The sequence below is a fragment of the [Bacillus] selenitireducens MLS10 genome (genome assembly GCF_000093085.1).
In the GTDB taxonomy this organism is placed as follows: domain Bacteria; phylum Bacillota; class Bacilli; order Bacillales; family Salisediminibacteriaceae; genus Salisediminibacterium; species Salisediminibacterium selenitireducens.
Genome location: NC_014219.1, coordinates 1,376,509 through 1,398,335, shown reverse-complemented (window position 1 = coordinate 1,398,335; position 21,827 = coordinate 1,376,509). Strand labels below are relative to the sequence as shown.

General features: G+C 48.7%; 20 protein-coding genes, 1 tRNA gene and 1 riboswitch. Of the genes, 5 read left to right on the top strand and 16 right to left on the bottom strand.

The genetic code is table 11. From position 1 onward, the window contains the following. The first annotated feature begins 159 nt into the window (after positions 1 to 159). Positions 160 to 957, top strand: coding sequence for a hypothetical protein (locus tag BSEL_RS06315; RefSeq protein ID WP_013172151.1), 798 nt, complete (start codon positions 160 to 162; stop codon positions 955 to 957). A gap of 52 nt (positions 958 to 1,009) precedes the next feature. Here the strand turns inward: BSEL_RS06315 and BSEL_RS06310 are convergent, their stop codons facing one another. Both BSEL_RS06310 and BSEL_RS06305 read right to left on the bottom strand, forming a co-directional pair. Next, positions 1,010 to 1,645: a hypothetical protein gene (locus BSEL_RS06310; protein ID WP_155522712.1), complete on the bottom strand. Its 636-nt coding sequence runs from the start codon at positions 1,643 to 1,645 to the stop codon at positions 1,010 to 1,012. Between the two features lie 110 nt (positions 1,646 to 1,755). Next, a complete protein-coding gene (locus tag BSEL_RS06305) occupies positions 1,756 to 3,354 on the bottom strand; it encodes an O-acetylhomoserine aminocarboxypropyltransferase/cysteine synthase family protein (protein WP_013172149.1) in 1,599 nt (532 codons plus the stop codon). Positions 3,355 to 3,411: 57 nt separating this feature from the next. Beyond that, a riboswitch (SAM riboswitch) is annotated at positions 3,412 to 3,532 on the bottom strand. A gap of 247 nt (positions 3,533 to 3,779) precedes the next feature. On the opposite strand from BSEL_RS06305, the gene BSEL_RS06300 reads away from it, so the two are divergent. Together BSEL_RS06300 and BSEL_RS06295 are read left to right on the top strand one after the other, a co-directional pair. Next, positions 3,780 to 4,676 carry a YitT family protein gene (locus tag BSEL_RS06300; RefSeq protein WP_013172148.1) on the top strand — a complete coding sequence of 299 codons (897 nt, stop codon included), beginning with the start codon at positions 3,780 to 3,782 and terminating at the stop codon, positions 4,674 to 4,676. Positions 4,677 to 4,783: 107 nt separating this feature from the next. Further along, positions 4,784 to 5,563, top strand: coding sequence for an HAD family hydrolase (locus tag BSEL_RS06295; protein WP_013172147.1), 780 nt, complete (start codon positions 4,784 to 4,786; stop codon positions 5,561 to 5,563). Positions 5,564 to 5,638: 75 nt separating this feature from the next. On the opposite strand, the gene BSEL_RS06290 is transcribed toward BSEL_RS06295, so the two are convergent. From BSEL_RS06290 to BSEL_RS06275, 4 genes are all read right to left on the bottom strand, one after another. Further along, positions 5,639 to 5,899, bottom strand: a complete 261-nt coding sequence (locus BSEL_RS06290; protein WP_041581791.1) for a metal-sensitive transcriptional regulator — start codon at positions 5,897 to 5,899, stop codon at positions 5,639 to 5,641. A gap of 207 nt (positions 5,900 to 6,106) precedes the next feature. Continuing rightward, positions 6,107 to 6,595 (bottom strand): DsrE/DsrF/DrsH-like family protein, encoded by a 489-nt coding sequence (locus tag BSEL_RS06285; RefSeq protein ID WP_013172145.1) that lies wholly within the window; start codon positions 6,593 to 6,595, stop codon positions 6,107 to 6,109. 195 nt (positions 6,596 to 6,790) lie between these two features. Continuing rightward, complete coding sequence (locus BSEL_RS06280) at positions 6,791 to 9,064, bottom strand: glycoside hydrolase family 65 protein (RefSeq protein WP_013172144.1); 2,274 nt, start codon at positions 9,062 to 9,064, stop codon at positions 6,791 to 6,793. A gap of 200 nt (positions 9,065 to 9,264) precedes the next feature. Beyond that, on the bottom strand, positions 9,265 to 10,185 hold the full coding sequence (locus BSEL_RS06275) for a hypothetical protein (protein ID WP_013172143.1): 921 nt from the start codon (positions 10,183 to 10,185) through the stop codon (positions 9,265 to 9,267). Between the two features lie 237 nt (positions 10,186 to 10,422). Between BSEL_RS06275 and BSEL_RS06270 the strand changes: the two genes are divergently transcribed. Then, positions 10,423 to 11,769: a sodium-dependent transporter gene (locus BSEL_RS06270; protein ID WP_013172142.1), complete on the top strand. Its 1,347-nt coding sequence runs from the start codon at positions 10,423 to 10,425 to the stop codon at positions 11,767 to 11,769. Between the two features lie 84 nt (positions 11,770 to 11,853). On the opposite strand, the gene BSEL_RS06265 is transcribed toward BSEL_RS06270, so the two are convergent. From BSEL_RS06265 to BSEL_RS06250, 5 genes are all read right to left on the bottom strand, one after another. After that, a complete protein-coding gene (locus tag BSEL_RS06265; protein WP_083769531.1) occupies positions 11,854 to 12,165 on the bottom strand; it encodes a peroxiredoxin family protein in 312 nt (103 codons plus the stop codon). Between the two features lie 9 nt (positions 12,166 to 12,174). Then, positions 12,175 to 12,375: a hypothetical protein gene (locus BSEL_RS06260; protein ID WP_013172140.1), complete on the bottom strand. Its 201-nt coding sequence runs from the start codon at positions 12,373 to 12,375 to the stop codon at positions 12,175 to 12,177. 194 nt (positions 12,376 to 12,569) lie between these two features. Continuing rightward, a tRNA-Ala gene (locus BSEL_RS06255) sits at positions 12,570 to 12,645 on the bottom strand. A 79-nt stretch (positions 12,646 to 12,724) separates the two neighbouring features. Further along, positions 12,725 to 12,883 (bottom strand): hypothetical protein, encoded by a 159-nt coding sequence (locus tag BSEL_RS17860; protein WP_013172139.1) that lies wholly within the window; start codon positions 12,881 to 12,883, stop codon positions 12,725 to 12,727. A 96-nt stretch (positions 12,884 to 12,979) separates the two neighbouring features. Then, a complete protein-coding gene (locus BSEL_RS06250; RefSeq protein ID WP_013172138.1) occupies positions 12,980 to 15,649 on the bottom strand; it encodes a cation-transporting P-type ATPase in 2,670 nt (889 codons plus the stop codon). A gap of 329 nt (positions 15,650 to 15,978) precedes the next feature. On the opposite strand from BSEL_RS06250, the gene BSEL_RS06245 reads away from it, so the two are divergent. Beyond that, the gene (locus tag BSEL_RS06245) at positions 15,979 to 16,692 is read left to right on the top strand and encodes a hypothetical protein (RefSeq protein WP_013172137.1); all 714 of its coding nucleotides are present in this window, start codon (positions 15,979 to 15,981) and stop codon (positions 16,690 to 16,692) included. Positions 16,693 to 16,757: 65 nt separating this feature from the next. Here BSEL_RS06245 and BSEL_RS06240 read toward each other — a convergent pair whose 3' ends face one another. From BSEL_RS06240 to BSEL_RS06220, 5 genes are all read right to left on the bottom strand, one after another. Next, complete coding sequence (locus BSEL_RS06240) at positions 16,758 to 18,113, bottom strand: glucose-6-phosphate isomerase (protein ID WP_013172136.1); 1,356 nt, start codon at positions 18,111 to 18,113, stop codon at positions 16,758 to 16,760. A 131-nt stretch (positions 18,114 to 18,244) separates the two neighbouring features. Continuing rightward, complete coding sequence (locus BSEL_RS06235; RefSeq protein ID WP_013172135.1) at positions 18,245 to 19,411, bottom strand: iron-containing alcohol dehydrogenase; 1,167 nt, start codon at positions 19,409 to 19,411, stop codon at positions 18,245 to 18,247. A gap of 170 nt (positions 19,412 to 19,581) precedes the next feature. Beyond that, positions 19,582 to 20,010 (bottom strand): S1 domain-containing post-transcriptional regulator GSP13, encoded by a 429-nt coding sequence (yugI, locus tag BSEL_RS06230; RefSeq protein WP_013172134.1) that lies wholly within the window; start codon positions 20,008 to 20,010, stop codon positions 19,582 to 19,584. Positions 20,011 to 20,082: 72 nt separating this feature from the next. Next, the gene (locus tag BSEL_RS06225; protein WP_013172133.1) at positions 20,083 to 21,276 is read right to left on the bottom strand and encodes an aminotransferase; all 1,194 of its coding nucleotides are present in this window, start codon (positions 21,274 to 21,276) and stop codon (positions 20,083 to 20,085) included. Further along, positions 21,273 to 21,770, bottom strand: coding sequence for an Lrp/AsnC family transcriptional regulator (locus BSEL_RS06220; RefSeq protein ID WP_013172132.1), 498 nt, complete (start codon positions 21,768 to 21,770; stop codon positions 21,273 to 21,275). Before BSEL_RS06220 ends, BSEL_RS06225 begins: the two co-directional genes overlap by 4 nt. Positions 21,771 to 21,827 lie beyond the last annotated feature (57 nt).

Here is a 21,827-nt window from a genome sequence, read left to right as displayed (position 1 = left end):
TTTGCAGGATCCATCTAACAGTTTAATGGTTTTATCATACCACGAACAGCGCAAGTTGTCAGACCTATTTTCCAAATTTACGGTTCGGCTTATAGGACAGTTTCTTACTTCATGGTATAATTGCAAAAGTAATCATGTCATGAATCAGGAGTGAATCAATTGAACCGAAATAAATGGATTGTGTTAGCTGTCGGCATCGTCTTACTGACCGGTCTTTCTGCGGTGGCACTGAATCTCGAGAATACCTCAGGACCGGAGCCTGGAATGGGAAGCAATGGGGCCATGGATGATTCGCAGAACGAACAGAACACAACCGCTGCTAATAATGAAAATGCCGTTTCCGAAAACGGGGGAACGATGGATGGAGACTTGAATATTTCTGCATCCGGGGATGAACAGCATGAGTTCGACGATCCGCAGCGTGAAGCAGAAATCAGACAGTCAGCCGAAGAGCTGGTGACTGCCGTCACCTTGCCCGAAGCTGAAGAACAGCCGACTGAAGCGAGTCTGATGGCGCACAGCCGTCTCTATTACCAGTTTCTTGAGCGGATCAATGAGGGCTATTCCGATGAATCCATCGATCAGGATGCGGAATGGACAGCGGGCGAACTTTATACCTGGCTTGAGTATGCAGAATCTGAATTTGCGTTTGACTTTGATGCCGAATCCTATTCAGCGTTTATTGATGAGGGGACAGATCCTGATGAAGCCGGAGAGGACGAAGACCAGAGCCTCATGATCCTTTTTGAGGTGATCGAAGAAGCGTACGGGAGCACCATGCTTCAACGGCAGCAGGATATTCATTATCTGGAACCTTTTATCCGTTCGCAAATCACAGAAGAGGTTATCGCCCGATACGGTGATCATGATGAGGATGAAGAAGGGGCCTTTATGATGATCCAGGAAACGATCTTTGAAAGAATGAGCCAGCGCTATCCGGAGCTCGTGGATCAGTAAACGATGATCGCCTATGACCCTGTTAAACCCCGGATCTCGGAAGAGCCGGGGTTTAATCATGGGTTTGGAATGTCTCAAAATCAATTCTGTAACGCGCTGTCAAAGCAGGATCAGACACATCGAACACATCCATATACAGAGGAATCGATGGATCGACGGTTTCCATATCGATCAGGATCGTCTTCACAGCACCGCCTCCACTGTTTTCTTCATAAAACTGCACCTCATGAAGGTCCTCTCCATCCGTCTCCTGGTGCAGTGAAACATCGAACACAAACGCATGATTCCCGGTAAACCGCCCTATAACGGGTAAATACCGATCCGAAAGACCTTCTTTGATTTCCGGTACAGAAGCGGTGCGTCCAAAGTGATCCGAGATTCTTCTCGCTTCGAGCTTTGCCGTCAGAATCGGCGGTTCCATATAAACAAAGGCGATCTCCGGTATCCCTGTGTCATTTAGTTCAATCAGATAATCCTCGATAAGCCGGATACTCTCTCTTGACTCCTGAATAGCAGAAGCAATCTCCCCGTCAGTCAAATAGAAGAGATAGTCACTGTTCTCAAACGTAAAATCCAGATTCGCAATATCCGATTCGCCTTCACTGCTTCCCGAACTGTACAGATACAATAATCCCGCCATGGAGAGAATCAGCATGATAATAAAACTTGACACCATCATTTTAAACACGGACCCACCCCACTTTCTTCACCCTCCATTATACCGAAAAGCCGAAGTAACGTGAACAAACAAGAAAAAAAGGTGCGAATCGGGTAGACCGACGCACACCTTTAGTCAAGTTATTCACCTATATAGAGGATGCCAAGAGGTTCATACTGATCCAAGACATCCCGGGAGACAGCTGATTCGTCGTTGGCTGTAATGTAATCGACGACGCTGTCCTGCGTCAGATCCGATTCTGAAATTACTCTGTACCCGAGTCGTTTGAACGGTTTAACAGATTCATCTGATCCATAGTTCAGAATCACTTTTCGTCTCGAACCTTCCGGCTGATGAAGGACAGCGGAAGACATCATCCGCTCGTACAGATGATCCGGCTCCTCCTCCGCAGGATGATCGCCGGAAGCTATGCGCAGTGCTTCATCGAGGGCTTCGTACAAGTCATCAATGTCTTCAAGTCCGACGGACAGACGCACGAGATCCGGTGTAACTCCCGTCGTGGCAAGGTCCTCATCGGAAAGCTGGAGATGCGTTGTGCTCGCGGGATGGATGATCAGGCTCTTCGCATCGCCGACATTCGCGACGTGGCTCCACAGTTTCACGTGACGGATCAATTCCCGCCCCGCATCACGACCGCCTTTGATGCCGAAGTTCACAACCGGGCCATACCCGCCGCTCAAATATTGTTCAGCTAAATCATGGGCCGGATGATCCTTCAGTCCAGGATAGCTGACCCATTCAACCTGCGGATGCGACTGAAGCTTCTCCGCGAGGGCAAGGGCATTCGCCTGATGGCGTTCCATACGCAGATTCAGCGTTTCAAGACCCTGCAGGAGAAGGAACGCATTAAACGGACTCATCGCCGCTCCAATATCACGCATGAGCTGAACGCGCATCTTTAAGATGAAGGCCAGTTCGCCGAGATCTTTATACTGAAGGCCGTCATAACCCGGGTCCGGTTCATGGAACATCGGGAATTTCTCTTTTGACCACTCGAACCGTCCTCCATCAACCACGACCCCGCCGATGGTCGTTCCGTGTCCGCCAATCCATTTCGTTGCCGAATGGATCACGATATCCGCTCCATGCTGCAAAGGGCGGCAGACCGCCGGTGACCCGAAGGTCCCGTCGATAATCAGCGGCACACCCGCTTCGTGTGCCACATCGGATATGGCTTCAAAATCAAGGACGTTCAGGCTCGGATTCCCGATTGTTTCGGCGAAAACGGCTTTTGTCTTTGGTGTGATCGCTTTTCTGACGGCTTCAGGATCCGTCGAATCCGTAAAATGTACCTTGATCCCGTATTTCGGGAGGGTATTTTTAAAGAGATTGTATGTGCCGCCATACAAATTCGATGCGGCAACGATTTCGTCTCCCGCTTCTGCAAGGTTGAAGATGGTCAGGGTGATCGCCGACATGCCTGACGAAGTGGCCAATGCACCCACGCCGTCCTCAAGGATCGCCATCCGCTTCTCAAAAGCATCCACTGTCGGGTTCATAATGCGGCTGTAAATGTTGCCGGGTTCTGCGAGAGAAAACAGCCTTTCCGCGTGTTCCGCATCGTCAAAGACGTAAGACGTCGTCTGATAAATCGGAACGGCTCTCGCACCTGTAGCCGGATCGGCCACCTGTCCTGCATGAAGCAGCTGCGTACTCTTCTTCCATTCATTCACTTCTTTTCCCACTGCTGATTCCTCCTTTTGCTGTTGAAAAAACATAGAAACCCCGCCTTGTTCAAGGCAGGGCGAGCGTCTGATCCCAATAAAAAAAGGGCGCTCTCATCTGCCAGAACACCTGGTGTCCTGCTGGAATTGGCACCTTGCACAAGTGAAAAACAGATCCTGTGCTGGTTGCCGGGCTTCATCGGGCCAGTCCCTAAGCCGCTCTTGATAAGAGTATTCATTCATCAAGGGTGAGGTTGTCGAAGTTACCGGCTATCGCCGATAATTATTTGAATATTATCACTCTTCGGGGGATTTCGTCAACTTTTTCTTCACGAGTTTTTCACTGAAACCGGTTCCGGTTATCTGAAGATTGATACTTCGGGGGATCTGCAACTATGTGGTTGGGTTCCCCCCTGCCGTGTGTTATACTCAGTCTCGTTTGAATCATACCATCATCTATTTCCGGGAGGGATCTGAATATGAACAGATTAAAGCAGGTAACAGAAGGTCTTAAAGTCAGACCGTTTCTCATCATCATCGTCGGGACACTCATTTTCGGCTTCGGCATCATTCATTTTAATATACAAAACGGTTTGGCACACGGAGGCTTTACCGGCATTACGCTGTTTTTATACTATCTCTTTGCCATCGAACCGTCTTTTTCGAATTTGGCACTGAACATCCCCCTCTTTTTAATCGGCTATAAACTCTTTGGGAAGAATATGCTTATCTACAGCATCTTCGGTACCTTGTCTTTGTCTGTTTCTCTTCGGATCTTCGAACTGTACCCGGTGACGGAAATCCCCCTTCATGACGACATGATTCTCGTCTCACTCTTCGCAGGGGTCTTTGCCGGCACCGGTCTCGGCATGATCTTCAGAGCCGGTGGCACAACCGGCGGCGCAGACATTCTCGCCCGTCTCGCTGAGAAATACTTCGGGATGAGCATCGGGAAATTTATGTTCAGCTTTGATGCAGCCGTGATCACCATTTCCATGATCCACCTGACGCTCACGCAGGCGATGTATACCCTCGTCACCGTGTTTGTGGCAAGCCGGGTTATTGATCTGATCATTGAAGGGGCAAGTGCGGCTAAATCCACAATGATCATCTCAAGCAAAACTGAGGCCATCTCAAAAGCCATCATTGAGCGAATGGGAAGGGGTTCCACCGTCATTACCGGGCGCGGAAGCTTCACGGAAAGCGAACGCCAGATTCTCTACTGTGTCGTGAACCGTCACGAGCTCATTCAGCTGAAGAATTTGATCCAGGAAGTGGACCCGTACGCTTTCTTCTCCATCAATGATGTCAAGGAAGTGTCCGGAGAAGGCTTCACGTTCGATAAACAGTACCGGCCTTTAAAACCGACCTCCTGATCCAAATACGGATTGACGCATCTGTTTTACAGATGCGTCTTTTTTGTATAGACTTAAAAAGAAACGGCGGGAAACGGACTCGCCGATCAGCCATTGGAGGAATGTTCATGACAAACGCCATCTTTTTTGACCTTGATGATACTTTATTAAACGACGCGCGAAGTGTGGAAACAGCCCTTCGTAAAACATGTGCCTTTGCCGAATCGAAAGCGAGAGTGGAAGCAAACAGCCTGTATGAAGCGATTCGCCTGAAAGCACCGGAGGTCTATGCAAGGTATGATGCTTACCCATTTACGAAAAAAATCGGGATTAACCCTTTTGAAGGCCTTTGGGGCGAGTTTGACGATCCGTCTGACGGCTTCAGAGAACTCAAATCGATTATTACCCATTACCAGAAGACGAGTTGGACCGAAGCGCTTCAATACTGCGGCATCAACGATGAACAGCTTGGCCGTCAACTGGCCACCACGTTCAGAACAGAGCGTCTCGCCAACCCGTTCTTGTTTGACGATGCCTTGCCGGTCCTTGAAGAGCTAAAAGAATCTTATGAACTGGTACTGTTGACGAATGGGTCACCGCAGCTTCAAAATATCAAGCTGAAACTGACGCCCGAACTGGTTCCTTACTTTTCGACCATTATTATCTCCGGCGAGTTCGGAATCGGAAAGCCGGACCCGTCGATTTTTGAACACGCCCTCTCCCTCGCCGGTCAAAAAGCGCAAGATGTGCTCATGGTCGGCGATAATCTCATGACGGATATCAAAGGGGCCAACGCCACAGGCATCACATCTGTCTGGTTGAATCGCGAAGGGAAACAGCCAAAGGTTGTCCGCCCGGATCATGAAATCGCCTCACTCGACGAACTGAAGAAGCTCCTCCCCTGTTGAGGAATTTACCCAAATAAAAGGGTACCGGCAGACACGCCGGTACCCTTTTATTGCGTTACGAAGTCTGAAACACAATCAGCGGCTCTTTACAAGCAGCTGAATGGCTTCTTCAATCACGTCTTCTTTTTCCTGACCGGTTTGCGCCTCGTTACGGATGCACGTCTCGAGGTTCTTCGCAACGACAAAAGCCGTCGCCCGGTCGAGCGCTGAACGGATCGCTGACATCTGAGTGATGATTTCTTTACAGTCTTTCTCCTCATCCATCATACGTAAGACACCGCGCACCTGACCTTCCAGTCGCTTCATCCGATTTTTCACTTCCGGTGAATATTCCATATCAAACACCCCTGTTCTGTATAATCTCAAAGTCAGTGACACCAACGAAAGGACATTTCCTTTAATCCTTATCATTTTACTACAGTTTAATCCCAATGCCAACCTGTACCTCTATTATACACAAACCTAGAGGGGTATACAATCACAAGCTGCGCCGGCCTTTAGAGGGGCCGACGCAAACTTCACACAATTTTCATTATTTCAAGATCAGATAAACAGGTTGACGTTCGCATCTTCCGCTTCAGCAAGATAGGATGCGACACCCGCGTATTCCAGACCGTCAATGAGCTCTTCCTTACGAAGACCCATGACATCCATCGTCATCGTACACGCAACCATCTTCACATCGAGATCCTGTGCAAGCTCCATCAATTCAGGAAGCGTGCTGACGTTGTGCTCTTTCATCATTTTCTTCATCAGATGAGAACCAACACCGCCATAGTTCATCTTTGAAAGCTTCAGTTTGCCAGGTCCTCTTGGCATGAGTTTCGCGAACATCCCTTCAAGGAAATTCTTGTCTTTCACTTCAATGTGCTCTTCTTTACGAAGGACGTTGAGTCCCCAGAAAGTAAAGAACATGGTCACATTCTTCCCCATTGCCGCCGCTCCTGTTGCAATGATAAAACTCGCGATGGCCTTGTCAAGATCCCCGTCAAATACGATCATTGTTGCATTATTTTTTGATTCTTCCGCCATGATTGTTTCCTCCTTTTATTGATACCCATTATGGTATTACTACTATAAACACAGTGTATACCTAATGAGGTATCGTGTCAACCCAAAACCTCATTTCTGTTTTGCGTTGAACCAGCTGCCGGCGAGCCTTTGCCTTCAGACCGCGTCAAACAGCAAATCCGGCCTCTGACAAGGCCGGATTTGCTGATCGATCCGTTATGCGTGCAGGAGAGTCTGTTGCTCTGTGAGAGTAAACAGTTTTCCGTGATGATACATATTGATCACGTCACCCTCGGTCAGTGTATAGACCGTTTTGTCGCGCCCGATATCAAGGGCGATCACCCGTCCCTGATACTGAATCTGAAACGACAGCGAATCCCAGGCTTCAGGGAGTCTCGGTGCGAAATGAAGCCCTGTTTCTTTGACCCTCATGCCGCCAAATCCGCTGACAAGTGCAAGCCAGGTCCCGCCCATATTCGCCATGTGGAGGCCGTCTTTTGTGTTCTTATGCGTGTTATCAAGATCAAGACGTGCCGTTTCACTGAAATACTCGTAGGCTTTCTTCTCATAACCGAGTTTGGCCGCCATGATGCTGAAGACGCAGAAGGACAACGATGAATCATGGGTCGTCACTTGCTCATAATAGTCATAAGAGCGCCTGATTGTCTCCTCGTCCGCCTCATCTTCAAGAAGAAAATGACTTAAAACCGTATCTGCCTGCTTACAGACCTGATAGCGGTAAAGGGTAAGGGGATGATAATGAAGCAAGAGCGGGAACTCTTCTTTCGGTGTCCCTTCGATGTCCCATACCTGCTTGTTCAAAAACGTATCATCCTGTGCATGAATCCGATGTGAATCGGAGTACGGATAGTACATCGACTCCGAAGCTTCCCGGAATGCCTTCAGCTCATCATCCGTGACAGCAAGTCGTGCGGCGAGATTTTTATACACGGTCGGGTGGCGTTCTTCAACGAGTGCCATTGCTTTCACTGCCCACTCAAGATTATGCTTCGCCATGGAGTTAGTGTAATAGTTATTATTCACAATACATGTGTATTCATCCGGTCCGGTCACGTCATCAATTCGGAACCGACCGTCTTTCATATGACCCGTATCAATCCAGAGACGGGCCGTCTCGACGAGCAGTTCAGCGCCATAATCCGCAAGGAAGACCTCGTCGCCCGTCGTCAGGTAGTATTGAATAAAGCTGTAGGCAATATCGGCACTGATATGATATTGGGCCGAGCCTGCCGGGAAGAACGCAGAACACTCGCCACCTGAGATCGTCCTCCACGGAAAGAGCGCTCCTTGCCGGTGTCCCATCTCCTTCGCCCGCTCTCTTGCCGCGTCAAGGAGAGAGAATCGGTGAAGCAGCAGGTTCTTTGCAATCTCCGGGTCCGTCATCAGAAACGGCGGATACATATAGATCTCCGTATCCCAGAAATAGTGCCCTTCATATCCTTCTCCTGAGAGACCCTTCGCTGAAATATTGCTCGTCGGTTCTTTCCCCACCGACTGCAGAAGCTGATACAGATTAAAACGGATCCCTTCCTGAAGCTTGTCATCACCGGCAATGCGGATATCCGATGTTTGCCAGAACCGATTAAGGTAGGCCCGCTGTCCACGGATCAGTTCATCCAGGGAAACGGCAGAAAGACGTTTTGCAAGTTCGAACCCTGCCTCAGAAGGCGACGATTCATGACGATACGTATCAGTATAAACACTCCTCTTCTCATATCGGAGGCTCCCCTCTCCGGAGAACGTGCGCCGCTCTTCGACTTTACCTTCAAACGAAGAACGGCTCTCTTTGAGTGCTTCTCTCGATGCGGATACCCAAGTCGTTGCCGAGACCTTTAATTTCGATACTTCCGTCTCATCACTCACCTGCATATAAGGCCCTTTGTCCTGCACGTCCGTCACATGGAGCCTCTTCGCATGACCTGAGGCGACCCGCGGGTCAGACGCTTCCACGAAATTGGATACATCGCCATCAACGGTTGAGACTATCTCAATCTCCTGAACCTGACTGATTGGTTCAATATCAATCCATTGAACAAAGAGTTCTTTATCTGTAAAGGAGATCATTCTGTAAAAATGGATGCTCACTTCTTTACCCGCCGGACTCTTCCAGTGAATCCTCCGCTCACTGTAGCCGTCTTTCATGTATAAGAACCGTTCGAAATCGAGGATCTCTCCCTGAAACAGGGAAAAGTCGTCACCGTCGATGATAATCCGAATGGACTGGACATCGATGTTATTGACCAGCTTTTGCTGCGTATCAGGGAAACCAAACAGTTTTTCACCGTACTCGATCGGAACCACGTCATGAAACGCATTCAGGTATGCCCCCCGAATCGTCGTCATATCTGCCGCATACCCTTCTTCAAAATTACCTCTGATGCCAAGATAGCCGTTGCCCTGAGCAAACAGGCTCTCATCGACCAAAAGCTGATCCTGATCCAATGCTTTAGATGATATGTGCCAACTCATCCCATCATCCTCCCTCTATCCTTATATATGAAATCCTTTTCATAAATACAGTCTATCAAAAAATGAAAACGATTTCTACTGATTATTTTTTGCGCTTATGATCCGTTTTTCAAACAAATATCATGAAATCGATTTCATCTCTTGCCTGAAAAGCACCCTGTATCAGGGTGCTCTCACATAAATCGACGCTCAGGCTCCTGTCAGACCATCCGGATCAGCTGGTCCGCTATGAATCCCCTCGGGTCCGCTTCTTCAATGGTCTCTTCAAGAACTCGTTCCCACTTCCCGTGTTTATTGGCATGCATCAGTAGCCTGCCGTCTTTGACCTGAACCCACCACCCCGGTTTCAGTTCCTTCATCAGCTGATTTTGTTCCGCGTCACCGAGCCGCTCAAGATAAACCGGCACCCACTCACCTTCTGCCACCGGTCCGCTGTTGATCTGGCTTGCGATATCATATACCGTCAGACGTTCTCCCTTTAATGGAAATAGACGGCTATCCGACTTCCTGATACGAAGTGCGTCCTCAAACAGGCCGGTTTCCTCAATTCCCTCGATCAGAATCAGCTCCGTTCCTTCACTGACCGAAAGAAGCCGGACAGCATCCTGAACCGCCGTATTCCTGACGTGCTCCTCCACCGGTGCGAGGCCATTGTGAACCGTTCGGACCAGAGGATGGACCGACCAGATTGTCACGATCATCAGTACAAGTCCTGCGGCAATCGTCCAGAACGCGGCAAGGACAACGCTCACCATCATCACAAGTCCACCTGCCGCATAAACCGTTCCTGTCAGGCGCTGCACCTCAGGTGTATAGGTGAACCGCACGTTATTGAGAGGTGACAGTTTCATCATATAACCCGCATGAATCAGGAATCCCAGGATCGCCATGATCATGGCACCTGTCATATCCTGCGTAAAGAAGAAGATCAGTACCGGCACATACACAAGCTCTACCTTCTCCACAGCTCCATTGTGAGGCACATCGTTGTTCTCCCTGGCGGTTTCATTCTCCGCTTTGATCGAAACCTGACCAGCAACTGCCTGTCTGATCTTTAACGCAAACGGAAGACCCCAGACAATTACCACTGCGGTAAAGAGCGCTATCTCAACTCCAATCATCACCATTCCTCCAGTCCATCATGATGTCTGTACTGCCTTCATCGTATCATATCCAAGATCCTTTCACTGTTCCACCGCTCATCTAGGTAAAAATTATCAATTATCGGTACGTATATGCACATTTAATTTTGGAATGTTCAGTTTTTAACGAAAATCGGTACACGGCAATCTGCCTCTGTGCTATAGTAATCTGTGATCTTATTATACTTCAACGCTTTAAAGGAGAGAGATAACTGTATGAGTGCATTAAAAACACGTGAACAATGGGGATCAAAGCTTGGCTTTATCCTCGCAGCAATGGGGTCAGCTGTCGGACTCGGTAATATTTGGCGCTTTTCCTACGTCGCCGGGGAAAGCGGCGGAGCAGCATTTTTACTTATTTATATCGCATGCATCATCGCCATCGGTATTCCAATTCTTATGGCTGAATTTTCAATCGGCAGACGCGCACAAAGTGACGTGGTTGGCTCATTTGAGACTATTGCTCCAGGGAAACCATGGGTGCTTGCCGGTTTTCTCGGCGTCGCCTCAGCTTTCATCATTCTTTCATTCTACGGGGTCATTGCAGGCTGGTCGTTGCATTATTTCCTCCAGTATTTCACAGGTGGGCCTGCGGCTGGTGAAGCCGGTGGCTATGGCGATTATTTCGTCAACTTTATCAGCAGCCCGATTCAGCCTCTCTTCTGGCAGTTCCTCTTCATGGCACTGACCATCGCAATTGTCTATGGCGGTATCAAAAAAGGAATCGAGATGTGGAATAAGATTCTCATGCCTGCTTTGGCCATCCTTGTCATCGGTCTTGCCATTTACAGTCTGACCCTCGGGGGCGCCGGAGAAGCCATGTCGTTCCTCTTCTCACCGGACTGGAGTGCTTTTTCAGATCCGGCTGTTTACCTGGCAGCACTTGGTCAGGCTTTCTTCTCCCTCTCACTCGGTATGGGTGCCCTGATCACTTACGGAAGTTACCTGTCCAAGAAAGAAACCCTGCCGAGTGCAGCGGTCAGCGTCGCTTCTCTCGACACGCTTTTTGCCATTATTGCGGGAATTATGATCTTCCCTGTTGTCTTTGCTTTCGGGATCAGCCCGGATTCAGGACCGGGACTCGTTTTCATTGCCCTGCCTGAGATCTTTGCCGAGATGAACGGCGGACTGATCTTCGGCTTCCTGTTCTTCTTTCTTCTGTCTGCCGCAGCAATCACTTCCGGAGTTTCACTTCTCGAGGTTGCCGTTGCCTATTTTATGAGAAGGTTCGAATGGTCCAGAAAGAAAGCCGCTGTGATTATCGGAACGATCATTTTCCTGATCGGTATCCCTTCCTCCCTCGGTAACGGTGTGTTAAATAACGTTCGAATCGGGGGACTTGAAATTCTTGATGCGGCAGACTTCCTCGCATCAAACATCTTCCTTCCGCTCGGTGGTCTGATGATTGCACTGTTCGTCGGTTGGGGATGGAAAAAAACAGACGCCCTCAGAGAATCAGATTTCGGCGATACGACAATCGGTCATCTTTGGGTATTCGTCCTGCGATTCATCGCACCTGTCATGATTATGCTTGTCTTCTTAAATGCAATCGGAATCTTTTAAATGAAGACACAAAAAAAACCGCCCCTCGAGGGCGGTTTTTTCATTGATTGTTAACGCCTGACAGCATCATTGCTGATTTACCGGTTACAAATCTTCCAAAATGGCCAAGATCTCTTCCTTGTTCTCTCCAACGAGGTAGTCAATCTCCGTCACCTGTTGGCCCGTTTCCGGATTCACTGCGGTGTATCCGCGGAAAATCAGTCCTTCATCCAAATCTATAAAGCCATGATCAGCACCCACATCGTAATTGGCATCCTGCAAAAGCTCAAAACTTAGATTCGTCTGCTCAATCACGTCACTGTGTTCCTGTGGCGTACTTGGGCTGATCCCATAGATCGTATACCCGAGATCTTCTATTTCTTCCGCTACCTCATCCAGCTCAACTAGCTGGGACAGACAAAGCGGTCAGTTCACACCCGTAAAATAAAGGTATAAACCTTTTTCGTCTTCTGTAAAAATATCCACTTCATTGCCCTGACTGTCAGCAAGCGTATATGAATAGTCAGACGCATCATAATTCATTGAATCTGAAACTTCTTCGTTGCCGCATGCGGTCACTAACAGACCGACAGCCGCAAACAGTACTCCTGTCATCCATTTCTTCACGACTAAAATCTCCCTTCACGCTGTTCTCACCATAGAATAGCATGTTCCATGATCGAAGAAAAGAATTTGAACCCTTTTTTCCAACTCGTCCCATGATTCTTTAGGATTTCGAAAAAGCCGCACAAAAAAACGGCGCGACTCCCCGATCATTCGGAAAACCACGCCGTTGGTCACATATGTAGGTGAGTAAACATTGGTGGAGCATAGCGGGCTCGAACCGCTGACCTCTTCGCTGCCAGCGAAGCGCTCTCCCAGCTGAGCTAATGCCCCCCGATTCATTTCTTACTCACAGTTACTGATTATAGCGATATATCATTTGGAATGCAATAGTTTTCCCGAAAAAAATCATTCAAAAAATCACAAACAGGATATACCATACAATGCCTGCAATCACTGCCGTCACCAATCCTGCCCACACATTCTCCATGTGGATTTTACGGTGTTTGATCCCATCGAATATCACCCAGCCGATAAATATCGTCACGGTAAAAATCAGTGCCTGAATCATCTGACCATCCTCCTTATGCACATTGACAGTGTATCACAAATCAATCCGTTCTGAACAAAGGAAAAAGAGCCGATAACCGGCTCCTCTCCTTAATCGCTATTGATTCCTTCTCATAATGATCCGTCTTGAAATCGACTTCTCAATTTCAATCAGTGTAAAGACCGCAAGTCCGAGTCCGATTGGAATCAACCAGTACTCAAAACCGAGCGGCACTGTGCCGAATGCCGTATTCATAAACGGCACATAAAGAATGAACGCCTGCAACGCAATCAGAACACCTGATACGATAAAGGCCACTTTGTTCTTGAAGAAGTTGCGGTCAAATGCAAAGCCGATCTCATTGCGTGTATTGAATAAGTGGAACATTTGCATGATGACGACCGTTTGAAGAACAACACTGTTCAGGTAAGCCTGATCAACATCCGTACCGAGTGTCGTCTGACTGTAGAGGAGTGTTCCTCCACCGATCAGAAGGGACACAAAAGCGATTCGGAAGATATAATAAGGCGTCAGAAGAGGTGTCTTCACAGGACGCGGCGACCGGTTCATCGCCCCCTCCTCCAGTGGCTCAAAGGCGAGCGCCAGGGACACTGTGATGGCAATAACCATGTTGATCCAGAGAATCTGAATCGGCTCAAGCGGCATCTGGAATCCTAACAGAATGCTCGCCATGATCAGGAAGGACTGTGCACCATTGGTCGGAAGGATAAACAGAATCGTCTTTTTCAAATTGGCGTAGACCCGTCTTCCCTCTTCAACAGCTCCGACAATCGTTTCAAAGTTATCATCCACAAGGACCATTTGCGAAGACTCTTTGGCCACTTCCGTTCCTTTAATCCCCATGGCAACACCGATGTCCGCCCGCTTCAGTGCCGGAGCGTCATTCACACCGTCACCTGTCATCGCTGAGATCTGATCATGTTCCTGCAAGGCTTTGACCAGGCGGAGCTTGTTCTCCGGACTTGTTCTTGCAAACACATCGTACTCAAGGATCGCTTCAGAGAGCTCCTCGTCGTCCATCCGGTCAAGTTCACGGCCTTCTAAACCGTTTGTACCGTCACCGATGCCCATCTGTTCTCCGATGGCCATGGCGGTATCTTTATGGTCTCCGGTAATCATTTTCACCTGGATACCGGCTTTCTTACATTCTTCGATGGCTTTAATCGCTTCTTCTCTCGGCGGATCTATAATACCGGTCATTCCGACAAAGGTGACGCCACCGTCAAGATCTTCGTGTTCAACTTTATCTTTTGAAGCATCAACTTTTTTAATCCCTGCGGCAAGGACACGTTCACCTTTTGTCGTCCGCTCCTTCATCTTGTCTTCCCAGAGCTGACGGTCGAAATCATTTTCGCCCTCTTCCGCCATGTCAAACAGCCGGTCAGGGGCACCTTTGACATAAATATAGCGCTCTCCGTCTTCTTCTATGAGGACCGCCATGTATTTGTACTCCGAGTCAAACGGGATCTTGGAGAGAACCTCGTGCCTTGGAACATCGGCGTCCGCCTTTTCGGCAAGCGTCAAGAGACAGCCTTCAGTCGGTTCACCGTTGATGCTCCATGTCCCGTCCTCTTCCTGCAGATCGGCGTCGTTACAGGTCTTCATGATCTTTAACAGATCATTCAACTGTCCTTCTTCAGTAAGCGAGACTGCCTGATCCCCTTTTTTAATCTCGCCTTCCGGGGAATAGCCTGTTCCACTTACGTCATATTCGTCTTCTTTTGTCATGACCGATGTGACCGTCATTTCATTCTTTGTCAATGTACCGGTCTTATCTGAACAGATCACCGACACAGCACCGAGTGTCTCGACGGACGGCAGGTTTCTCACAATCGCCTTTCGCTTTGCCATATTCTGCACCCCGAGGGCGAGAATAATCGAGATAATCGCCGGCAAACCTTCCGGAATGGCGGCTACGGCAAGCCCAATAATCGAGAGAAGCAGTTCAACTGCTTCGTAGTCCCTGACGAAAAAGCCAAAGGCATACAGAAGCGCAGATGCAATGACGATAAAGACCGCGACCTGCTTACCGAAACGGTCCGTCTGTTTCATCAGCGGTGTCTTCAGATCTTCCACTTCAGAGATCGATTCATTGATTTTCCCGATCTCTGTTTCAGCACCTGTTGCTACAACAATACCCGCTCCAGAGCCTGACGTCACGGACGTCCCTGAGAACGCCATGTTAAAACGGTCACCGAGGACCGCATCTTCCTCTAACGGGTCGACGCTTTTTTCCGTGGATGTCGATTCCCCTGTCAGTGCCGCTTCTTCTGTTTTCAGATTATCCGCCTGAATAATGCGTAAATCGGCGGGGATCTTATCGCCGGCCGTTAAGTAAACGACATCGCCCGGTACGACCTGATCGGCATCGACTTTTTTCTTCTTTCCTCCTCGCAGCACATTGGCTTCGAGGGAAAGCATGTTTTTGATCCCTTCAAGGGCCTGTTCAGCCTTGCTCTCCTGAAAGTAACCGATTGAAGCATTGATGACGGCAACGAGAATAATGACCGACATGTCGATGTAATAGCCGAGCAGTGCTTTAATCACCGCTGCCACGAGCAGGATGAAGATCAGAATGTCATTGAAGTGCTTCAGAAATTTGATGAACTTTGATTCTTCTTCTTTTTCAGGCAGCTTATTCGCTCCATATTGCTCAAGGTTCGTTTCGGCCTGCTCGTCCGAAAGCCCCTCAGAGCGATCCACTTCAAATGCTTCTGATGTATCTTCAACTGACATCGAGTGCCAGTTTTTTGTGTTATCAGCCATGATCACCCACTCCTTCAAAAATAAGATCAATAATCTTCTTACCGTTTTTGTGAATGTATAAACCTGTTCAGGATATGCCCAAATCAAGATAAGCGAAAGGACTCTGTTTTTTCCTTGAGGTTGCCAGTCGTTTTTTCAAAATTCACTCATTCCTGTATCTCCTTTAAATAAAGGACTCTCCACGGCATTATAGGAAGCAATCATATCGGATTACAAGCCCGGCATCATCGGCTATACTGAAGGCAGACAAACACGCATTCATTAGAAACCTTTTTCACATCATCACCGTATATAACAATATAATTATATTCGATACGGAGGTGTCCACCATGACATTCGTTCCATTTCTACTTGGCATTGTCTTTATCTTCATCCATTTAACAGCCAATTACTTCATCCCTGCCGGTCGCATCCAGCAGATTAAATGGTTCTCTTTTTCAGGTGGACTTGCCACCTCTTACGTCTTTATCTATTTGCTGCCAACGCTTCACACGGAACAGCAGAATATTGAGACACGCTTTTTGAACCTTGCCATGGATTCGGAGATTTACATCATCGGGTTGCTCGGTGTGGTCATGCTCATGGCCGTCCAGATTTCCATCCATCAAAATTATGTGAGTGATGAATCCTCATTTTGGCTGACAATCGGCTTTTATGCCGTCTATAATGCACTCGTTTCCTTTACGATCCTTTCTTCTGAAGTATACGGTCTTCAGGCACTCTTTTACGGCTTTGCCATCGGTCTGCACTTTTTGGCCGTAGCGCATGATATGTGGCGGGAGTTCCGGGAGCCGTATGAGCGATATGGACGCTACATCCTTGCAGCCGGTATTCTTGTCGGCTGGATCCTGGCACTGACTACGGACCTCTCCGCTTTGACAAAGTCGATCATATTCGCATTTGTGTCCGGCGCGATGATCTACAACGTGTTTATCAATGAGATTCCGAAAGAGAAAGATACCCACTTCCCGTCTTTCCTGATCGCAGTCGTCTTCTACTCCATGATCGCGATCTCTCTGAAGCTGTTCTTCGAGTGGTATTGACCGAACGGCCTCATCAAAAAAAGAGCGCTCCTTTTCAGTAAGGAACGCTCTTTTTGCTTTCGGAATTATTTATTCAAACGCTGCTCGAGCTTTTGCTTCTCTGCTTCAAATCCCGGCTTGCCGAGAAGGGCAAACATATTCTTCTTATAATCTTCAACGCCAGGCTGATCAAACGGATTCACACCGAGAAGATAGCCGCTCAGGCCGCACGCTTTTTCGAAGAAGTAAATCAGGTAACCGAAGTGATACTCATTTAATTCCGGCAGATTCAAAATCAGATTCGGAACACCGCCGTCGAGATGGGCCAGTAATGTCCCTTCATACGCGCGGTCATTCACGAACTGCATGTCTTTACCGGCAAGATAGTTCAGCCCGTCAAGATCATCTTCCGCCTTCTCTAGGACAACCTGTTCCTTAACCGCCCCGACATGCAAGACTGTTTCAAAAAGATCACGACGGCCATCCTGCACGTACTGTCCCATGGAATGAAGATCCGTGGAGAAGTCCGCGGCCGCAGGGAAGATCCCTTTGCCGTCTTTCCCTTCACTCTCGCCGTATAGCTGCTTCCACCATTCATTCACATAGTGAAGACCCGGCTCATAGTTCACGAGCATTTCGATCGTCTTGCCCTTGTTGTAGAGCGCATTACGGACTGCAGCATACTGATAGGCTTCGTTCTTTAAGAGGTCCGGCGTACTGAACGCTTCACGTGCGTCTTGGGCCCCTTTCATCATTGCCTCGATGTCGAGTCCGGCTGCAGCGATCGGCAGAAGACCGACTGCTGTGAGGATGGAGAAACGCCCTCCGACATCATCCGGAATCACAAACGACTCGTACCCTTCTTCGAGAGCCAGCTTCTTAAGAGCGCCTTTCTCGGCATCCGTCGTGGCATAAATGCGTTTACGCGCTTCTTCCACACCGTATTTCTCCTCGAGGTGCTTGCGGAAAATACGGAAAGCAATAGCCGGTTCCGTCGTTGTTCCTGATTTGGAGATGACGTTCACAGATACATCCTTTCCTTCAATAGCCTGAAGCAGATGCGCAGTGTACGTCGAGCTGATGTTATTCCCGACATAATAAACCTTTGGCCCTTTACGCTTGTCATTATCAAGATCATTGTAAAAGCTGTGTGAGAGTGCATCGATTGCCGCACGTGCACCGAGATAAGAACCGCCGATTCCGACAACGATGAGGACTTCAGAATCCGACTGAATCTTCTTTGCGGCATGTTGAATGCGTGCAAATTCTTCCTTGTCGTAATTCACAGGCAGATCAATCCAGCCCAAAAAGTCGCTTCCTGCCCCACTTCCCTGATGCAGGGCCTCGTGTGCGGCAGTGACCGCTCCCTGAAGGTTCGTCAGTTCATGATCGCCAAGAAAACCTGAAGCATTGCCATAATCAAAGGATAATCGTTCTGTCATTGTATTGCCTCCCTTTCGTGTTATACCTGATATTGTGGTGTTCGTGCCGTCTGTTTCATACTAGTCAATTGTGAATCATTTATCAAGCTCAATTTCAACTGTAAGCGTTTCATCGCGTGAAAAAATCTCCGTTACAACGAAGCGCGTAAAATCGAGACCACATCCGGCTTCTCAAGTTTGTTGAAGTTGCCAAATGGCCCGTTGACCATCGTCTTTTCTGCAATCTCTTCAAGGCGGTCATCGCCAATTTCATAATCAGCAAGCCGTGAAGGAGCTCCGAGTGAGGACCAGAATGACGAGAGGGCATTGATGCTTGCTTCTGCGATCTCATGCTCTGACATGCCCGTCGTGTCGAGGTCCCAGACGCGTTCTGCGAGCTGCTTTAATTTGGTGCTTCCCTGATCCTTATGGTAATGGAGCCACTGCGGAAAGACGATCGCCAGTCCGCCTGCGTGAGGGATATCATAGACCGCTGACACGGCATGTTCGATGTTGTGTGAGGCCCAATCGCCCCTGACCCCCATTTGCAGCATGCCATTCAGTGCAATCGTACCTGCATAGAGGACCGTCTCGCGTTTTTCCATATTCTCAAGATCTTCGACAAGTCCAGGGGCTTCCTCAATTACCGTCTTCAGCACCGCTTCACACATATGCTCCTGCAGAGGCGTATTCGTCTGCGGATGAAAATACTGCTCAAGCACATGCGTCATCATATCGACGATGCCATAGACCGTCTGATCCTTCGGCAGCGACAGCGTGTTTTTCGGCTCGAGTATGGAAAACGCCGGATAAGTATGAGGGCTTCCCCAACCGTGCTTTTCATTCGTTTCCCAATTGGTGATCACAGATCCCGCATTCATCTCCGAACCCGTCGCCGCAATCGTTAAAATGGTCCCAAATGGCAACGCAGCCTCCGGAACGGCTTTTTTTGTGACCAGATCCCACGGATCCCCGTCGTACTTCGCACCGGCCGCAATGGCCTTCGTGCAGTCAATGACAGACCCGCCGCCAACAGCCAGGATCACATCGATACCCTGTTCTCTGCAAGCTTCTACGCCCCGTTTGACCGTAGAAAGACGCGGATTCGGTTCGACACCGGACAGTTCCGTCACTTCGAAGCCGCCTTCTTCAAGAAGCGCCGTCACTTCATCATAAATGCCGTTATTCTTAATACTGCCTCCTCCGTATACGAGGAGCACCTTCTTTCCGAAAGGCTTCAGTTCTGTGACGAGACGTTCTTTCGTCTGACCGTTGCCAAAAATCAGCTTGACCGGATTTTGAAATACAAATGCATCCATTCTGATACCTCCATCTGTCGTTAAATCGTTCTGCTTCATACATAACACAAAAACGCGCATTCTTCCACTGATACCTTCGGGCAGATGCGTGTTCTTCATGTGCAAAAAAGAGACAGTCTCATTTGACTGTCCCTTTTTCGTCGCAGTATCGCTCAGGAAAAAACCTGATCTTACTTTTTGATGCGCTTGTTCAGATCTGCCTGAATTTCATTCGAATGCTTCAACCAGTCTTTGAGCTTGTCTTCAAGGGTGTTAAAGCCTTGAGTGGACTCTTTTTTCTGGCTTCCTGCATTGTTACGGCGAGGACCTCCGCCGCCACCGCCACGGTTACCGCCGCCCTGTGGACGCTCCGGCTTTGGCTGTGTTTCTTTGATGGAGAGAGAAATCTTTCCTGATTCTTCATCAACGGAAAGGATTTTTACCTTGATGGTGTCTCCAACGGAAAGGACGGAATTGATGTCCTCAACATATCCGTGGGCTACATGTGAAATGTGAACAAGACCCTGCTTTTTCTCATCCAGTGCAACAAATGCACCAAAAGGTTTGATACCGGTAATTTTTCCTTCTACGATACTTCCTGCTTCGTATTGACCTGACATGAAAACAACTCCCATAAATTTTTTAACTGTGTAATTATAACACAGGATTTCAAAAAACACAAAGCAGTTCTTTTACTTGTTGATATGACGGGCGTTGAAGCGCTTTAACCGTTCAGCAACCTCTTCGAGCTGGGCCATGGAAGCCGCATACGAACAGCGGATATGCCCTTCCCCGCCGGTTCCGAAGACATGACCCGGGACGACGGCAACCCGTTCTTCCATCAGAAAGGCCTCTGCAAATTCTTCCGACGTCATCCCTGTTTCTTTAATGGAAGGAAAGGCATAAAATGCACCCCCGGGTGTATGACAGGAAAGACCGGCTTCCCGTAATGATTTGACAAAATAGTTCCTGCGCTGCCGGTAACTCGTGATCATCTCATCCATCATTTCCTGGCCATTTTCAAGGGCTTCGAGGGCCGCATATTGGGCCATGGTCGACGCACACATCATTGCATACTGATGGATCTTAAGCATCGCCTTCGCATATGGAGCCGGTGCGCACAGATAGCCGACACGCCACCCCGTCATGGCAAAAGCTTTGGAAAAGCCGGAAATGAGGATGGTACGCTCACGCATGCCCGGCAGTGCCGGCACACTGACATGCTCGTCATCATAGCTCAGTTCCGCATATATTTCATCTGAGATGACCGTCAGATCATGATCAATGACGAGATCCGCCACTTCCTGCATCTTTTCTTTGGTCATGACAGCACCGGTCGGATTATTTGGAAAAGACAGCATGATCGCTTTCGTCTTCGCAGTGATTCGCTGCCTGATCTCTTCTGGTTCGACCATGAAATCATGCTCAATGACCGTCGGAACAGAAACGGGAATACCGCCCGTCAAAGAGACAATCGGCGCATAGGATACAAAACAAGGTTCGACGATCAAGACTTCATCACCGGGATTCACGATGGCACGAAGAGCAAGATCGATGCCTTCACTTGCGCCGACGGTCACGACAATTTCATCTTCCGGATCGTAAGGCGTGGCGAACCGCTTATCGAGATAAGCGGCAATCGCCTTTCTGAGTTCAATCAGACCGGCATTCGCCGTATAGGCCGTCAGCCCTCGCTCCAGGGAGTGAATACTTGCCTCCCGGACATTCCATGGCGTTATATAATCAGGTTCTCCCACCCCGAGGGAAATCACATTATCCATTGACGTCGCCAAATCAAAGAAGCGGCGGATGCCTGAAGGGGCGATCCGGTTCACTGCATCGGAAAGTCTCGGCTCGTGCACCTCTGTTTTATTCAGGATGCTCATGGTGACACCGCCATTCTAGGGTCCTGATCATCCTCGTCCACGAAGATTACACCATCGTGTTTATACTGTTTCAGTTGAAAATGCGTTGTCGTGGAAATCACCGAATCCAGCGTCGATAATTTCTCCGATACAAAGTGGGCAATCTCTGCCATTGAAGCACCTTCGATGACGACGGCCAGATCATAGGTTCCGGACATCAGATAGAGGGCTTTCACTTCTTTGAACCGGTAAATCCGTTCAGCTACGGCATCGAAGCCTCTTCCTCTTGTCGGGGTCACCTTGACATCGATACTTGCCGTCACCCGCTCACGCTCAGGAGTCTTCTTCCAGTCAACCAAGGCTGAATAACCGAGAATCACTTTCTCATCCTCAAGACGCTTTAATCTTAATGCCACTTCTTCGGTCGGTAAATCCATCATTTTCGCAAGCTGATTAATCTCCAGCCTCCCCTGTTTTTCAATCAGGACCAGCAGTTCCAAATCTCGTTCATCCATACCATCATCCACACCTTTACTACTGTTTGTTGTTTCATTTTACATGAGGAATCTGAT

What these genes read in the sequence shown, in the direction of transcription:
- BSEL_RS06305 (WP_013172149.1), bottom strand. Translation starts at nt 3,354, where the DNA reads ATGTTTTTTCAACAGCAAAAGGAGGAATCAGCAGTGGGAAAAGAAGTG.
- BSEL_RS06300 (WP_013172148.1), top strand. Translation starts at nt 3,780, where the DNA reads ATGAACAGATTAAAGCAGGTAACAGAAGGTCTTAAAGTCAGACCGTTT.
- BSEL_RS06295 (WP_013172147.1), top strand. Translation starts at nt 4,784, where the DNA reads ATGACAAACGCCATCTTTTTTGACCTTGATGATACTTTATTAAACGAC.
- BSEL_RS06290 (WP_041581791.1), bottom strand. Translation starts at nt 5,899, where the DNA reads ATGGAATATTCACCGGAAGTGAAAAATCGGATGAAGCGACTGGAAGGT.
- BSEL_RS06285 (WP_013172145.1), bottom strand. Translation starts at nt 6,595, where the DNA reads ATGGCGGAAGAATCAAAAAATAATGCAACAATGATCGTATTTGACGGG.
- BSEL_RS06280 (WP_013172144.1), bottom strand. Translation starts at nt 9,064, where the DNA reads ATGAGTTGGCACATATCATCTAAAGCATTGGATCAGGATCAGCTTTTG.
- BSEL_RS06275 (WP_013172143.1), bottom strand. Translation starts at nt 10,185, where the DNA reads ATGATTGGAGTTGAGATAGCGCTCTTTACCGCAGTGGTAATTGTCTGG.
- BSEL_RS06270 (WP_013172142.1), top strand. Translation starts at nt 10,423, where the DNA reads ATGAGTGCATTAAAAACACGTGAACAATGGGGATCAAAGCTTGGCTTT.
- BSEL_RS17860 (WP_013172139.1), bottom strand. Translation starts at nt 12,883, where the DNA reads ATGATTCAGGCACTGATTTTTACCGTGACGATATTTATCGGCTGGGTG.
- BSEL_RS06250 (WP_013172138.1), bottom strand. Translation starts at nt 15,649, where the DNA reads ATGGCTGATAACACAAAAAACTGGCACTCGATGTCAGTTGAAGATACA.
- BSEL_RS06245 (WP_013172137.1), top strand. Translation starts at nt 15,979, where the DNA reads ATGACATTCGTTCCATTTCTACTTGGCATTGTCTTTATCTTCATCCAT.
- BSEL_RS06240 (WP_013172136.1), bottom strand. Translation starts at nt 18,113, where the DNA reads ATGACAGAACGATTATCCTTTGATTATGGCAATGCTTCAGGTTTTCTT.
- BSEL_RS06235 (WP_013172135.1), bottom strand. Translation starts at nt 19,411, where the DNA reads ATGGATGCATTTGTATTTCAAAATCCGGTCAAGCTGATTTTTGGCAAC.
- yugI (WP_013172134.1), bottom strand. Translation starts at nt 20,010, where the DNA reads ATGTCAGGTCAATACGAAGCAGGAAGTATCGTAGAAGGAAAAATTACC.
- BSEL_RS06225 (WP_013172133.1), bottom strand. Translation starts at nt 21,276, where the DNA reads ATGAGCATCCTGAATAAAACAGAGGTGCACGAGCCGAGACTTTCCGAT.
- BSEL_RS06220 (WP_013172132.1), bottom strand. Translation starts at nt 21,770, where the DNA reads ATGGATGAACGAGATTTGGAACTGCTGGTCCTGATTGAAAAACAGGGG.